The organism is Vibrio palustris, assembly GCF_024346995.1.
GTDB lineage: Bacteria > Pseudomonadota > Gammaproteobacteria > Enterobacterales > Vibrionaceae > Vibrio > Vibrio palustris.
This window is the reverse complement of record NZ_AP024888.1, coordinates 639,229-654,162: the sequence shown is the minus strand read 5'-3', so window position 1 is coordinate 654,162 and position 14,934 is coordinate 639,229. Positions and strand designations below refer to the sequence as shown.

The 14,934-nt window shown below is 43.1% G+C and carries 16 protein-coding genes and 1 tRNA gene; 10 read left to right on the top strand and 7 right to left on the bottom strand.

Annotated elements, in window-relative coordinates; all coding sequences use genetic code 11:
* Positions 1-10: 10 nt before the first annotated feature.
* Positions 11-349, top strand: coding sequence for a hypothetical protein (locus OCU30_RS15310; RefSeq protein ID WP_077314194.1), 339 nt, complete (start codon positions 11-13; stop codon positions 347-349).
* 154 nt (positions 350-503) lie between these two features.
* On the opposite strand, the gene OCU30_RS15305 is transcribed toward OCU30_RS15310, so the two are convergent.
* Entirely contained in the window at positions 504-1,160 is a 657-nt protein-coding gene (locus OCU30_RS15305; RefSeq protein ID WP_077314195.1) for a nitroreductase family protein, read from the bottom strand.
* A gap of 161 nt (positions 1,161-1,321) precedes the next feature.
* On the opposite strand from OCU30_RS15305, the gene OCU30_RS15300 reads away from it, so the two are divergent.
* Positions 1,322-1,816 carry a GNAT family N-acetyltransferase gene (locus OCU30_RS15300; protein ID WP_077314196.1) on the top strand — a complete coding sequence of 165 codons (495 nt, stop codon included), beginning with the start codon at positions 1,322-1,324 and terminating at the stop codon, positions 1,814-1,816.
* 165 nt (positions 1,817-1,981) lie between these two features.
* Complete coding sequence (locus tag OCU30_RS15295) at positions 1,982-2,314, top strand: YggL 50S ribosome-binding family protein (protein ID WP_077314197.1); 333 nt, start codon at positions 1,982-1,984, stop codon at positions 2,312-2,314.
* A gap of 214 nt (positions 2,315-2,528) precedes the next feature.
* Here the strand turns inward: OCU30_RS15295 and OCU30_RS15290 are convergent, their stop codons facing one another.
* Together OCU30_RS15290 and OCU30_RS15285 are read right to left on the bottom strand one after the other, a co-directional pair.
* Entirely contained in the window at positions 2,529-2,729 is a 201-nt protein-coding gene (locus tag OCU30_RS15290; protein WP_077314198.1) for a hypothetical protein, read from the bottom strand.
* 55 nt (positions 2,730-2,784) lie between these two features.
* A complete protein-coding gene (locus OCU30_RS15285) occupies positions 2,785-2,961 on the bottom strand; it encodes a DUF1328 domain-containing protein (protein WP_077314199.1) in 177 nt (58 codons plus the stop codon).
* Positions 2,962-3,963: 1,002 nt separating this feature from the next.
* On the opposite strand from OCU30_RS15285, the gene OCU30_RS15280 reads away from it, so the two are divergent.
* From OCU30_RS15280 to OCU30_RS15265, 4 genes are all read left to right on the top strand, one after another.
* Positions 3,964-4,893: a ParB/Srx family N-terminal domain-containing protein gene (locus OCU30_RS15280; RefSeq protein ID WP_077314200.1), complete on the top strand. Its 930-nt coding sequence runs from the start codon at positions 3,964-3,966 to the stop codon at positions 4,891-4,893.
* Between the two features lie 249 nt (positions 4,894-5,142).
* Complete coding sequence (locus tag OCU30_RS15275) at positions 5,143-5,448, top strand: ElaB/YgaM/YqjD family protein (RefSeq protein ID WP_077314201.1); 306 nt, start codon at positions 5,143-5,145, stop codon at positions 5,446-5,448.
* Between the two features lie 18 nt (positions 5,449-5,466).
* The gene (locus tag OCU30_RS15270) at positions 5,467-5,841 is read left to right on the top strand and encodes a hypothetical protein (RefSeq protein ID WP_077314202.1); all 375 of its coding nucleotides are present in this window, start codon (positions 5,467-5,469) and stop codon (positions 5,839-5,841) included.
* A 3-nt stretch (positions 5,842-5,844) separates the two neighbouring features.
* A complete protein-coding gene (locus tag OCU30_RS15265) occupies positions 5,845-6,213 on the top strand; it encodes a hypothetical protein (protein WP_077314203.1) in 369 nt (122 codons plus the stop codon).
* Between the two features lie 169 nt (positions 6,214-6,382).
* On the opposite strand, the gene OCU30_RS15260 is transcribed toward OCU30_RS15265, so the two are convergent.
* Positions 6,383-8,287: a methyl-accepting chemotaxis protein gene (locus tag OCU30_RS15260; RefSeq protein ID WP_077314204.1), complete on the bottom strand. Its 1,905-nt coding sequence runs from the start codon at positions 8,285-8,287 to the stop codon at positions 6,383-6,385.
* Positions 8,288-8,697: 410 nt separating this feature from the next.
* Between OCU30_RS15260 and OCU30_RS15255 the strand changes: the two genes are divergently transcribed.
* The 3 genes from OCU30_RS15255 (at position 8,698) to OCU30_RS15245 (ending at position 10,740) form a co-directional block, all read left to right on the top strand.
* Positions 8,698-8,772 (top strand) — tRNA-Gly (locus OCU30_RS15255).
* Positions 8,773-9,115: 343 nt separating this feature from the next.
* Positions 9,116-10,147 (top strand): DUF2235 domain-containing protein, encoded by a 1,032-nt coding sequence (locus OCU30_RS15250; protein WP_077314205.1) that lies wholly within the window; start codon positions 9,116-9,118, stop codon positions 10,145-10,147.
* Positions 10,148-10,263: 116 nt separating this feature from the next.
* On the top strand, positions 10,264-10,740 hold the full coding sequence (locus tag OCU30_RS15245; RefSeq protein ID WP_077314206.1) for a GNAT family N-acetyltransferase: 477 nt from the start codon (positions 10,264-10,266) through the stop codon (positions 10,738-10,740).
* 159 nt (positions 10,741-10,899) lie between these two features.
* Here the strand turns inward: OCU30_RS15245 and OCU30_RS15240 are convergent, their stop codons facing one another.
* The 3 genes from OCU30_RS15240 to OCU30_RS15230 are packed head-to-tail and all read right to left on the bottom strand — an operon-like array spanning position 10,900 to position 14,782.
* A complete protein-coding gene (locus tag OCU30_RS15240) occupies positions 10,900-12,303 on the bottom strand; it encodes a cytochrome c (protein ID WP_077314207.1) in 1,404 nt (467 codons plus the stop codon).
* The gene (locus OCU30_RS15235; protein WP_205408795.1) at positions 12,300-14,078 is read right to left on the bottom strand and encodes a GMC family oxidoreductase; all 1,779 of its coding nucleotides are present in this window, start codon (positions 14,076-14,078) and stop codon (positions 12,300-12,302) included. Before OCU30_RS15235 ends, OCU30_RS15240 begins: the two co-directional genes overlap by 4 nt.
* Positions 14,075-14,782, bottom strand: coding sequence for a gluconate 2-dehydrogenase subunit 3 family protein (locus OCU30_RS15230; RefSeq protein WP_077314209.1), 708 nt, complete (start codon positions 14,780-14,782; stop codon positions 14,075-14,077). Before OCU30_RS15230 ends, OCU30_RS15235 begins: the two co-directional genes overlap by 4 nt.
* Positions 14,783-14,934 lie beyond the last annotated feature (152 nt).

The following is a 14,934-nucleotide window of genomic DNA, read 5'->3' as shown; positions in this document are numbered from 1 at the left end:
TTCGAGTTCCATGCAACCGCTCGTTAACGGCGCAGAGTTATGTTCTGAGCTTGCCATTTATTTAGCGCTTAATAAAAGTGACTTTGAGCAGCGTCTGATTCCTGATCTGACTTACATCGATCAGACGGCTCATAATGTAAACGGTATTCAGGTTGAACGTGTTGAGTATATTACAGGAGAGTTATATCAACTTTACTATGGGGTCGATTGGGAAGTGTTCCGTGGTTGTTCTGATATATACGAAACAGGAATACAGCACGAGAAAGTGTCGTTTACACTTCATCATGATGGGGTGATAGAGATGGAGTTTCCGAGTTATCACGAGCGTGACACTCATGATGAGTTTTAGAACGAACAGCGTATCACGCGCTGTGTGGTATTGTAATTTGGGCGAAACGTTAGTCTCATGAATGGTGTTAAAAATATAGGGCACCGGCTGTTTAACAGCGAGTGCCCTTGGCTATTGCATGTGCCGACCGCGCGTTCGTAACCAATCGATTGGGTTAAATACGCGTGACCACGTCCGCCAATGGTAAACGAGATTTTGGCAAACTGGCATTGTAATCATCAGCAGGCAGATGATAGCCAACACTTAAAGCAAGCTCACATTCATAGCCTTGTAGCTCTTGTGCAAACTCTTGACTGATCATCTGTTTATCAACGCCTTCCATAGGGGTCGAGTCAATGCCTAAACGTGCGGCGGCGTGCATGGCGTTACCCAATGCGATGTAGGTTTGAGCTTTGGTCCAGTTAGCATTTCTTCCTTGTTCATCGGTATTGAGCCCAACAAACGCAAATGCGCCGAATGCACTATCACGATTGTCTTTTGCTATACGGCCATTGGCGACATCTGCATCCACGACCTTCTCGTAATCTTCACGGGTGTACTCAGGGTTATAGGCAAATAAAATCGTGTGAGACGCTGTTTTAATATGCTTTTGATTAAACTGAAACTTGTTTGCAAATGTAGTATGCAGACGTTCTTTTGCTTGCTCCGATTCGATGACAATAAACTTCCAAGGTTGAGAGTTAATTGATGATGGTGATAAGCGTATGGCTTCTAAAAGAATCGCTAAATCCTGCTCTGAGATGATTTTCGATGCATCGTATTTTTTAGTTGTATAGCGTGCTTCTAGATCTGCAATCATTGGATGAGTCATCGTTTTCCCCTATCGAAAATAAATTATGTTATTAATATCTTAAAACAGAGCAAATGATACGCCTTGTATCGGCTTTGATAAACATAATTAGAGCTTGAGGAAGAACGGGGCGTGTCGTTAAATGTGCCATTACTGGTTGGGAGCTTACGAGGTAGGAAGCCATGATTAGATTAGCAAAACAGCAAGATTGTATTAACTTAGCGGCATTATCGATAAAGGTGTGGTTGGACAACTACGCAGTCGCTGGCATTAGGCGTGAGTTTTCTGAGTATGTCTTTGAGACGTTTACAGAAGCTCAATTTATCGACTATTTGAATGATCCTCATTGTAGAATATTAGTATGTGAAGAGCATGGTGCTCTGCAAGGATATGCATTGCTGAACCTTCATTCACACTATGAGTCTGTAGTGAATGGTTATGAAGTACAAAGGCTGTATATCGACAGCCGTTTCAAGCAGCAGGGGATAGGCAAAGCACTACTATCTGAACTAAAACAACAATTTGGTCAGCCATTCTGGTTATATACCTGGGTAGAAAATGCAGCGAATGGCTTTTATCAGCACCTGGGGTTTGAGCGTATTGGTAGAATCGATATCGAGATTTCAGAGCATACAATTGAAAATATTGTGTATCGCTTTGCGTGTGAGCAACCTTAAAAGCGTAACAAAGTGGAAATATAACGCTAATTTTTTTGCTTAGTGACTGCTCAATAGGCGCATTGAAAAAAAACTTTTTGCCGCAATATTTGCTTATAAACGCATAAGTGTGTACAACGGGGCGGCTTGACTATCAAAGCAGCTATAACGAGTGACGGAGAAATAATGGCGACAAATCGCAGCAGAAGATTAAGAAAGAAATTACTGACCGGTGAGTTCACGGTTTTTGGATTTGAATTAGAATTCAACTTAGAACCACAAGATGAAGCCGAGCTTCATACGTTTTTCGATGACTTTGTCGAGTTTATCGAAGGTCAGGATTTAATGTTTGGCGGTTCAGCCTCTAATGAAAAGTTTAATGTGTTCGTAATGGCTGGTGGCCGTTATGATTCCGTAACAGAAACACAGCAACAAGCCATTGAAAGCTGGTTAGACGCTAAGCCGATGTGTTCTAACATTAAAATTGGTCCCTTGGTGGATGTAAACGGCGACGTTTAACTTTCCGCTATGTTGTAACTCACATTGCCACACGCTTAATTCCGTCTGCGCATTAAGTTACAAGATAACAACTATTAGATGACGTTGCTGTATTACCTGCGATGGGTATGAACCCACATAATTCATCTGATAGCATAAAAAAATCCCGCAATAACTTGCGGGATTTTTTGCGTAAGGTGTGGCTATTAATAACCGCAACCTTGAGTCTGATTAATTAACAATCGCTATCTTCAGCGCCTGCTTTTTCTTTTAGCTGTTCACATTTATCTTCGATAGCATTACCGCTATCAGTGACGGTGTTATCAATGGTTTCACCGACGTCTTCGGCCGTTGTATTATCATCTGATTTCATGAACATAGAAGCGCCAAACAATACTGCTGCAACAATGACTACGATTAAAACGATGTTTTTCATATGAACTCCTTAAATACTTCAATTCCCTTAATAAACATTATTCGAGTGATGATTATTAAGGTTTAGGGGCTTTACCCTTTAATGCTCTTGATACTAGTGAAACCAATAAAAGCACGATAAAAATAAAGAAAATAACTTTAGCGATCCCTGCAGCCGCACCAGCAATACCAGTAAAGCCTAACAGGCCTGCGACAAGCGCAATGACTAAAAATAGTACGGTCCAACCTAACATTAAGTTCTCCTTAGAGTAGTTGATGTTGCTCTCATGCAAATTCATATATTGGAATAATCAATGAGAGTTAACGCTAACTGTGATCAACTATAGACAAGGATTTGGAAATGATAAAAATTTTCCCCACATTAATCCACATGGCTTCAAAAAATGATAATTTTAATCTTCACATGACAAATTAATGCATTTTTTTAACATTTTAGATTCATGGTTATGAGTTTTGCTAAAACATAGCCAATAATATTTTGAGTGGTATTGATTGGATTTTTCATATTATGAATATAGAGGCGATGTTGGTGATGGTGTTATCTCTCTGATTAAAATATAAAAAGTTGCTGGTTTATTTCTTATAAATATACATATTTTAGGTTTAGGCGGCGAGAACCACTACACCTGCTAAATAATATCATTTATTTATTAATTTTAACGTTTGCTTGGTGGTTATACAAGAAAGAAAAACACCAACTAATAACTGATGCATGGGATTGAGACCGTGAGTTATGAAAAAGGTTCCAGCGAAAATAAGCTGTATAATGACTAAAAAATGGTACCAAACAAATAGCTGATTTTGTAATCTTACGCATGGTTTTTTATCCAAAAAATAATTTCAGTTCCCATTAGAAAGCCTTGTGGAGCGGATTAACCGCTAGAAAAGCTACCCGTCTCATTATTTGTCTTCATTCATTTAAATACTAGGTTCGCGGCATTACACGGTCATTTGATCGTGTGCTTAGATTCTTTTAGCGATGTGTGAGTAGATTAGAATGAAGTTTGAAAAGAAGCTTTTTTCTAATAATAAGCATTATCTTGCTTATTCGGCGGTAAACAACCAAAACAACAGAACTTATTGATTAAGCTGATAACTCAGTTGGGTGAGTTCGTTGGCGTGAATAATGTGAATGAATAACGCATCGTTAAAACATGGCGATGAATCCGCAACGTGTTTGTCATGTTGATGCTCTAATATTTAGATAGTGTTTCATATTGTACGAAGGTTAATGAATGATGTTGTTGCGATTATTAGTAGTGGGTGTGATGTGTACTGTGTGTACGATAGCACAAGCTAGGACAACAGAGGATATAAGCGTAGGCGATATTGTAGAGCTTTCTTTGAGCCAATTGCATCCCACTCAAGCATCAATTGGTTACGATCAAGTGTGGTATAAACTCGGACGGTACTCCGTTGACCGTAAAAAACTATTTGATGATATATGCGAAGCGAACGGACAGCGTGGCGTGATGGGTAGCGTTAAGTCTGCAAGCCTATTGAATAGTGACAGTTATAACTGCGAGGCGCGTGTCGGCACTGACAAAGATGAAATGAAAACGGTCGTTATTGCCCCTAATGGACAGTATTACCTAACCGATGGTCATCATACATTAAATGCGTTTTATGAAATGCCCAAGGGTGGGGCGCATTTTCGTATACATCTTCTTGTCGCTAAAGACTATCGAAGCTTGCCTAATATGACGCAGTTTTGGCATGCAATGAAAGAGGATGGTAACGTTTGGTTATATAATCAATCTGCTCAAACGATAAAGGTCAGTGAATTACCTTCGTCACTTGGATTGACGAATTTCGCGAATGATCAATACCGTGCATTAATGTATTTTTCGCGTGGTGTTGCGTGGAACAAACCACCATCGCCAGTGCCATTTTTGGAGTTCTATTGGGCTAATGAAATACGCGATAAAGTTGCCCTTAAAGAATTTGATCTCAATGATAAAGCGGGCTATGAACGAGCGATCAGGGCTGTGAGTCAGGTAATTTTGACATTAAAAACTCACAATGTCGGTGGTTCTAAACGTTCAACCACACAAATGGGTCAGTTTCGTCAATTTAGCCAAAAAGGGCTGGATAAATTACTTAAATCTAATGGCAAGGTTGATAACATGCTGCGTTATAAGCATCAATTGAAGATGAAGCAATAATCAGGAAGCCCTGTCTTGAGACGCGATGACATAGGTATTGAAGATAAAGACCAGTATCGTGAACGCATCTCACATCTTATTGTATCTAAATAAGAAAAAAATATTTAGTACTCAAACTAGATTGGCGTGTGTCGAAAAAATACGCTAGAGTGACAGATACGTTAAAGTTATCTCGATCGCTATAACATTGTATTGAATCGTTACAGGCGTTGAAGTTAGCTTCATTTTTAAATCAAAGGAGAGTTTAGAATGGCTACAGCAACTAAGAGCACGACACAATCAAAAGCACATGAGAAAGTAGACGACGCGGCTGATGTAGCACATAAAGGCGTCGATAGTGCAGCAGAAGCGAAAGAGCAAACTCAAGAGCGTATTGAAGAAGTTGCTCAACAAATTAGTGAACAGGCACATAAAATGGCCGACACTGCTAAGCAACAATCGGAAAAAGTTAGTTCAGCGGTGGGTTCATATGCAAAAGAAAACCCCGCAAAAGCCATCGGTATTGCCTTTTTAGCTGGCGCTGTCGCTGCGAGTTTTTTATGCAAGCGTAAATAGCATCAAGGAATAACCACTATGGAAGCACCACACTCTGACACGTCGTCAGACACCTCTGATTTTAGTCAGGCGGTGACGTCTCACAAACAGTGGTTCAAGAGTGTATTAGGGCTGGGAGCGCTAGAAGCTAAACTATGGGTAGCATCTAGCGCTCAACTTTTAGCATTAATGTGCGGTGTGATTTTTCTGTTACTCACAACTTGGTTATTGATCATCGCAACCAGTGCTGTGATAGCGTGGAGTTATGGTCTGCCACTCATCGGAATATTTTTAACCGCAACATTGGTTACCTTTCTGAGCGCGATTGTCTTACTGTATTTTGTAAAGCGTACGCTAAATAATATGAACTTTTCACGTACCTTGGATACGATTATTCCAGCGGAAGAGGAGTAGGGCATGTTTGGCATTAAGCATATGCAGCATCAACGTGATGCATTGTACCTGCACACTAAGCAGCTAGAAAAGCACGCTGAGCAATCGAGAAAAAAAGCACAAAAGAGTGCCATTGATATGGCGAGCAGTCCGGTTGGTTTGTTGGCAAGTTTTGTCATGGGAGCGACCACTCAAACAGACATGGCGAAAAAAGCGAGGCGCAATTTATTAAATGGTGCAAGCCGAGATATATTGAGCTTTTTGTCAGCCCAAGTCATGACCTATATGGCAGCGCAACCACAAGACGCCACATCTAAAGCCGAAGAATCGGCTAACGATCAGGCGAGTGCATCGCCCGCTGCGCCGTCCGATGACACTCCGTCACAACTATAATCTTGCCTTATTACTGAATCGCTATTCATTGAGAGTTACGTCGTTTACCCATCTATTAGTGATGTTCAGACTCGCTCATAACTGAGCGAGTATCGAAACGGCTACGAAATAAAAGCCCCTGACAAGTTTGGCAGGGGCTTTCGATGTTTTAGATGATGGCTAAGAGTGATTAGCTTTTGGTCTTAAAACGTTCGGTTAAGGATTTCAAATCTAAGCTAAGCGCTTTCAAGTTAGCGACCGCGGTCACTGACTCAGCAGCGCCTTCAGTGGTTTCATCCGCTAAATGACGCACGTTAACAATACTGGAGTTGATGTCTTCCGATACCTGAGATTGCTCTTCGGAAGCGGTGGCGATTTGCTGAGTCATATCCTGTACATTGCCCATTTCTAGGCTGATATTTTCAAATAATGCCATCACATCTTTCGCTTGGTCAGCATTACGAGTCGAAAGGTCACGACTCGCTTCAATTTTATTGAATGACTCTTCCGCGCCATTCTGTAATTGATGAATTAAGTCTTCGATTTCTTTGGCTGACTTTTGCGTACGACTAGCTAGCCCACGAACTTCATCGGCGACCACTGCAAAGCCTCGCCCAGCTTCACCGGCACGAGCGGCTTCAATCGCCGCGTTTAGAGCAAGTAGGTTTGTTTGTTCAGCCACTGCTTTAATCACTTCTAATACATTACCAACATTATCAGAACGCTCTTTTAACGCAGCCATCGTTTGGCTGGTATTATTCAAATCGGTTGCCAATTCACTGATTTGCGTTACGGTGTTGTTAACCATTGAGCTTCCTTGGTTCACTAATTCATCCGTAGTCGTGGTGGCCGACGCCGCTGTGTTGGCGTTACGAGCCACTTCAGAAATCGTGGCTGACATTTGATTAATGGCTGTCGCGACTTGATCGGTTTCATCCCGCTGAGATTGCATACGGTTTTGGCTATTGTGTGATATGTTTTCGAGCTGTTCACTCGTGCTACTGAGGTTAAGCACACCATTGATCACTTCAGAGATCAATGTGTGTAGCGTCACGTTCATGGTGCCAATATCATTGTATAACTTGCCTAATTCGTCACGACGTTCTGTGCGATAGGTGTGAGTTAAATCACCGTCAGCGATTGCCGATACGGCTTGGGTAACATCTCGCATTGGCGTAACAATCATATGACGAATAAACCATGCGAAGAACGCCCCCATAACAATTGCACCTATGGTTACTGTAATCAGTAAAGTTCGAACTTTTGCACCGTCATGCACACTTTTCTGACGCTGCTGCTCGCTCAATTCTTGCAGATTACTCGTGATTTCTTTGGCATAGGAAAGCAATTGGGTTGAGCTCTCAGTGAGCTTTTTCGTTAAATCTGGATTCGTATTTAATAATTGCCGATATTGAATAAATAATTGATTAATGTCTCGCTGGTATGTCTGTGCTTCGCCATCAAGTTGCAATTTCTGTATGTCTGTTGCGATAGTTGGAATACGTTGGTTAATAACATCGGATGGGATGGGTTTGTTTTTACCTACATTCTTCGTGATGACCAACATGGTATCAGCTATTTCATTTTTGACTTTTAATGTCGTCAGCATTGCCATGTAATTGTCGTCTTTTGACAGCGCCTTAATCATCAAATCGGCTTTTTCGGTGAGGTTGTTACGTACGCCGCTTGCCTCTTTACCCGTTCTTACCCATTCTTGGCGATCAGCATGCAGTTTAGAAAACGTGTGTGTATATTGTTTAAGAGCTTGGTCTGCACTATTGACTCGTTTTATATCATCTCCACTGACATAAAGTTTTTTTGCGAGAGATATTTGTTTACTCAATTCATCTTCTAGTGTCAAAACATTGGAGTAAGCGCCTTGGGATCCAGTGTCTAGATATAATTTTCGTTGATTCCCTAACTCTGTGACTGTTTGACGCATTTGGTTGGAGTGTTGAACTTTATTAGCACGCTCTAATAGAGTGTTAACTCCCATAAAGCCAGTACTTGCAACAATGAGCGTTAGTATCAGTACAACGCCAAAACCAAAGGCCAGTTTTATGCCAATAGAGGCGTTTTCTAAGGGGTTTTTCATGTGTAATCCTTTACAGTACTAGTGTCTTTTCGAATAAGGTATGAAATAAGCGGCATATATTGTAAATTTTTTGTCAGGATTTTGCGACAAAAAATGCGGACAAAATATATTTTTTAAAACTTATAAATGAAATATGTTTCATAAATGAGTCAAAAGCTAAAATATATTGGCAGTTTTTGCTATATCAACTAGGGTGAGATGACGTGTATTCTTGGTGAAGGTGAGCACAACCTCATACATCATACGCCACCTAGTACTGCAAACTCATCATCCATGACTTGCGGTTTTTTTTGAGTGATAAATGCCCAACTTGTTTAATTCATATTCAAGTGCTCGTTTTTAAAGAAAAAAGGTTTTCCTTTTGGGAATGAAAGTGGCATATTAATTCCATCGCTTCGATGCGCACCAAAGCGGGCATCGTATAATGGCTATTACCTCAGCCTTCCAAGCTGATGATGCGGGTTCGATTCCCGCTGCCCGCTCCAATCTTGTTTCCTCTCATTACCTGTCATTATCAGACTATATCCACATCCTTACACATTAAGTGTTTTTCCGTCTTGCCCTTTTTTTCAGTCTATTCGTACTGTCAAAACATGAGCCATAGAAATCTTTAACTATTCTTGATATAAATATGCATATAGATGCGTAATTTACTGGTTGTGTTCTCTATAAAAATCATACACTAAACATTTACGTTCCAGCAGGATGAGACAATAGCGCTTAACGGTATGGCAGAACCCAGTAACCTAGATAAGTGAAATTATGGCGGTGCCTTGTTTGCGTGTTTTGTTACGCAAAATAAAGTTTAAGCGAAATCAAGGAAGAATCATGGCCAATATTGTGGTGTGCTCTGATGGTACATGGGAACGACCGGAAAAAGATCTGCAAAAAGATTTCCCAACGAATGTGCTTAAAATCGCACGCGCAATTTCACCTTCCACTACGGGGATTAACCAGCATGTGTTTTATGACTGGGGGTTAGGCTCTGAACATGACAAATACAGCAGTGGGATCACGGGGAAAGGCATACATAAGAACATATTGGATGGATATCGCTATATTGTACAAAACTACACAGAAGGCGATCATATCTATTTATTTGGCTTTAGCCGCGGAGCGTATACCGTACGAGCGTTATGCGGGCTTATCAATAATTGTGGAATATTAAAGCGCGATCATGCCAATCGGATAGAGCAAGCCTGGTCTATCTATAAAAGCCCTGCTCAAAACTGCCACCCAGAGGGAAGTAAAGCGCTGACGTTTCGCGACATGTACTGTAATACCCGTAAAAATGTTCACTTTATTGGTGTGTGGGATACGGTTGGGGCGTTAGGCATACCATTTAGTTTATTGGGAGTGTTTGATAGAAAAGACGAATTTTATGACACTAAAATGGGCCCAAATATTACGTTTGCCCGACACGCGTTATCCATCGATGAAAAGCGTGAAGATTTTCAGCCCACTATTTGGCAACAAAGGAGTGGGGTGAATATGAAGCAAGTTTGGTTTGCTGGTACCCACAGTGATATTGGTGGAGCAAATAAGCCTGATCCCATAACCCATACCAGCTCCTCCGATACCGCCTTAGAATGGATGCTCACAGAGGCCCGCTCCGCTGGGCTATCCATTGAAGCGCATCTTTTTAAGTCACTAACCGACGGCGTGACAGGTAAACTTCATCCATCAAGAACCAGTATTTACCGTTTCCGAAAACCGTACTATCGCCCGTTAAATGTGGCAGGCACAATGATCCATCCTAGTGTCAAACAGCGATATGAGCGGGATGAACAATATCGCCCTAAACAGCTTAAGCAGTTAGTTGAAACCCTAGGGTGGGATGGTATTTCCCTTGGTAAGTAATGCGCGCTTTTCAATATAGTGTCTTGAGCCAAATGCGTGATAATCTCATCATTGTCGTCGCATAGTGAATGTGGACAGCTGATTGAGGTGTTAGATGATTGGGGGCAAAATTAAGTATGAAAATTAGTTTTCGGCAGATTGACATGGATGATTTTGAACTATGTGTTGCTGCTAGGAAAGATGCGTATTTTTGTAGTTTTGGGCATTACGATGGTTTCGACGACTTCATCAACGGTTATCGTCAACGGGTCGTTGAACGGTTAACGACATTAGAATGGTTTTACATCCATGTATTTGTCGATGACCAGTTTGCAGGACAGTTAGAGTTTCGTAGTTTTTCACCTGAACCGGAAACTGGCTATGTGCATCTTATTTACTTAAAACCGAATTTTAGAGGGTTAGGAATCGCTCCAATAATACAGGATTATATTGTAAGCACTTTGAGTAAAGCGGGGTGTTTGCGTGCGGTACTTTCAGTAAGCCGGACTAACAAACCAGCTCTTACATTTTATAAGCGCCACGGTTGGCAGTTTGTGCGTAAGAATCCTAAGCATGATGAAACCGACTTTTATCAGCTTTGGCTACCTACCTAAAAAACAGTTTAAGTGCGCTAAAATACCAAGACATCCACTCTAAATGAACAAGGTTTTCACTGTTATCCTACCGTTTTTATTACGATATGATGCGTCCTTGCCCACACTCACCAATGATTGATGATATCGGTGAGTGTGGCGGTTAGTGTGAGTATTGAGTTAGCGATACTCTGCGACTTGCTCTGCGGTGACAGTATCCGTATCAGAGTCATCATGGCGGAGCTGCTGATGTAAATAGTTAACCAGTTGAGCAATCTGTTGGTCACTTAATCGCTCATTAAATGCGGGCATCACTTGCACGGTTGGATGCTGCTCTGTTTGAGCATTACGCGCACCATGCAAAATGACCTGCAGTAGATTATTGGGCTGTTTTGCGGTGACCGCGGTGCTGTGGGCAAGATTCGGCACCATGCCTGGCATTCCTTGTCCTTGTAAGTGGCAAGCCGAGCAGTTATCTCGGTATAATGCGGCTCCGGGGTGGTCCGTTTGTGTCATTGCATTATCGAGCACAGGATCGCTTATAGTAAAACTGGCTGTGCGTGCATGCATATTGTCTAGAGTCAACGAGGACGTCGCCGCAGGTTTTGTGATGGTCGGCAGTTCGGGCTCTTTCGCCATCGCAACCGTATCGCCATCGGTATCTTTTCTCAATGTTTTTAAGTAAAGCGCGATCGCTTGGCGATCTTGAACCGATAAATACTGCAAACTGTGTTCTACTGCTTCTCGCATTGGTCCTGCGGCAAAGTGGTTTTGCGTGACACCAGTACCTAGGAAACGGGTTAATTCATTGATATCCCATTTATCGAGAGGCTGGTCTGTGCCCGATAACAGTGATGGGGCATACCAGCCTTGCGTAACAGCGCCTTGCAGGGCCTTATCATGGTCTTTCGCCATAGCGATATTACGCTCTGTATGACAAGAGCCACAATGCCCGAGTACATTGACCAAGTAGTCGCCTCGGTTCCACTGATCTGAATGTTGCTGATCTGGAGTGAACCTTTCATCATCCACAAAGGTCCATTTCCATAAAGAGATGCCCCAACGCATGCTAAACGGCCAAGACATATCATTGTCTGGTGGCTGGTAGCTATCTGGTTTAAGGGCATGAATATAAGCCCATAAATCTTTGGTATCTTGTTCGGTCATCCCTTGATAAGCGGCAAACGGCATCGCAGGGTACAGATTATGGCCGTCTTTACTCTCGCCTTTATGAATGGCTTTAGCAAAGTCAGCATAAGTCCAATCTCCAATACCATGGTCGGGATCAGAGGTAATGTTGGATGAATACAGTACCCCGACGCCAGTATCAAATTGATACCCTCCCGCATAGGGATGTTGCGCTGTGGCGGTGTGGCAAGCACTACAATCTGCCGCTCGCGCGACTGCTGCCCCACGCTTGATTGCCGCGCTGCGCGCTTTATCTGCTAAGGCAGCTGATTGCACGTGAGCGGCAATCGGCTGTTGTTTTTTATACGGGAAGTGGGTGTCTTGCTGGGCATACACTCCGCTACTGGCTAATAGGTAGATGAGCGGCAACAGTCGCATTGATGATGAATGATTCATGCAATCTCCTCCGTTGAGACCAAAGGACCAGGCGCTTTTAGATATTTATGACGAATGGCATCCACCATAAAATAGGTCAGTGCGCCAACCGTGCCAGTCGGGTTATAAGCAAAGTTTTGTGGAAATGCACTGGCGCCGGGGACAAACACATTGGGTACGTCCCAAACCTGTAGATATTTATTGACGACACTGGTACGCGGATCACTGCCCATAATCGCGCCGCCCGTATTGTGGGTCGATTGATAAGGGACGATGTCATAAGGCACATTGAGCTGATGTACATCGATATGTTCCGGCGACATAGCTTGCGCGATCTGTTTAACTTGTTGCATCGCGTAGCGCGACATCTTTTGCTCATTCTCATAAAAATCAAAGGTCATACGCAACAATGGTTCACCAAACTCATCTTTGTAAGTGGGATCTAAATCGAGAAACGCGCTGCGATAAGACATGACCGAACCACTAGAGTTAATCGAAAGGTGAGAGTCATAGTATTGAGTCACGGCTTGTTTCCAACCACTGCCCCAGTTTTTGACTTTGTCAGGTACGGGGGTTGCGGCAATCGGCGCTGCGCCGCCTTGCCATGTTGCTAAATATGTTCCGCCGATAAAGCCGAGTTTGTCGTGCTCTAACTGAGTGGTCTGATAGTCATCAACACAACTGCCTAAGCCGCCTGCGCCAACAAAGCGATTGAAGGTTTTATCTTTGAAAAAGACCGTTGCGTTAGTCAGTGCTTGATAGGCATAATTTCGCCCGACAACGCCTGTTTGTTTTTCATAGTTGTAAGGTTCACCAATCCCCGATTTGAGCAACAGGTGCACATTAAAGAGTGCGAACGCGCCGATGATGACGATATCAGCGGGTTGCTCAATCAATTGTCCATCGGCATCCATGTATTCGACGCCGGTGGCGCGTTTGCCATCTTCACTTAATAGCACACGTGTCACGTGGGCATTACAGCGTAATTCGAAGTTCGGTTTAGGCATTAATGCCGGATGAATACATGCTTGTGGTGAGGCTTTTGAATTGTTGTAACAGCCATAATGGCTACAAAAGCCGCAGTAGGTGCAAGCTTGCATCTCTACACCATAAATATTGCGATAGGGCTTAGATGTTTGTGCCGCCGGACCTGGGAATGGATGTAATCCAAGCGATTTAGCAGCGTCGTTAAATACCTCGCAACTATGCGGCTGAGTTAAGGGCGGTAACGGGTACTCACCAGAACGTGGCCCTTCAAACGGGTTACCGCCGGCTTGTATTTCACCATTGAGGTTACCCGCTTTACCTGAAATACCACACATTAATTCAAACTTTGCGTAGTAAGGCTCTAATTCTTCGTAGCTGACCCCCCAGTCTTGGATCGTCATCTCATCGGGGATAAAGTCTGCGCCATAATTCTCTTCTAACCACGAGCGATAACGAAGATCATTGGGCGAGGCACGCCAATTTTGGCCGCTCCAGTGCACCATTGAACCACCGGCACCGCTACCAGGTAAAAATGAGCCGAGGTGGCGCATTGGAAGCGCTTTTTGATGTGGGCGATTACGAAAGGTTATCGTTGATTTGGAGAGATCCATCTGTAATTTATGGCGGGTATCCCATTTCAGCTCATCGGTATTTTTAGGATAGGCGAAATCGGGACTCGTATTACGCCAATTACCGCGTTCCAGTGCGACGACATGCAAGTTATCCTCTGTTAACTCTTGTGCGGCGATCGCATTGGTCATGCCAAAGCCCACGCAGACAACATCCACTGCTGGTTTTTTTATACTCATGATTTCACTCCTTTAATCGCTACGGGTGCGATAGAGTAGGGCTTGTCGGTGTTATCCTTCCATTCATAAAAACTCGATCGCGCCCCAGGAAAACCAATCATTTTCCATGCGGCCATGTGTTTATTACCGCCATGCATTGGATCGGAGAAAAAGCCTTGTTTGGTGAGAGCGAGTAAGTGTTTAAAAAACAATGTTCCATCCAAGCCAGGGAGCTCACGTTCTCCTTGTTCAATGCGTTCCAATAATTCTACCTGTTGCTCTGATGGTAACGCGGTAAATGAGCGCGTTTGATAATCTGCTTGAACGACGCTTTCCACGGCGTGAATCCCATCTTTGATCAATTGTCCCGGTGTACGCCGCGTTTGATAACCCTGCGTGGGAAGACCGGGTTCAAAAGGACCCTGCATATACCAGTGAGTGGCTTGGCCATAAGGGCCGGCAAGCTCACTGTCGATGAATTCGGCGACGCCTAACTCACTCGCTGCTGGTGAGAGCTCGTCTCCTGGAATCAACTGATCAATGATGGCTTCCACGATTTCAAAGTCAGAGTCAGAGAAAAATTGTAATTGATACTTGCCGCCGCGTCCGACATCTTCAGCAGTATCTGCAGTGGTATTTGAGGCGGCGAGGCTAGGAAGGGCAAAGGATGTGATTAATGTCGCGCTGCCGCCTTTTAGAAAACGACGGCGGTTAATGTTAGTCATAGAGACTCCTTGCGATAAAAATGATGAACAACCATGTTCACTAGTTACGCGATTAAGTCGGAGTTATCTATATATCATCAGTAGGGGCGGCCAAAATCTAAGAATTTAAAATGGCACATAGGCAGTGTTAGTGTGTCGCTTAGCTTACTTAT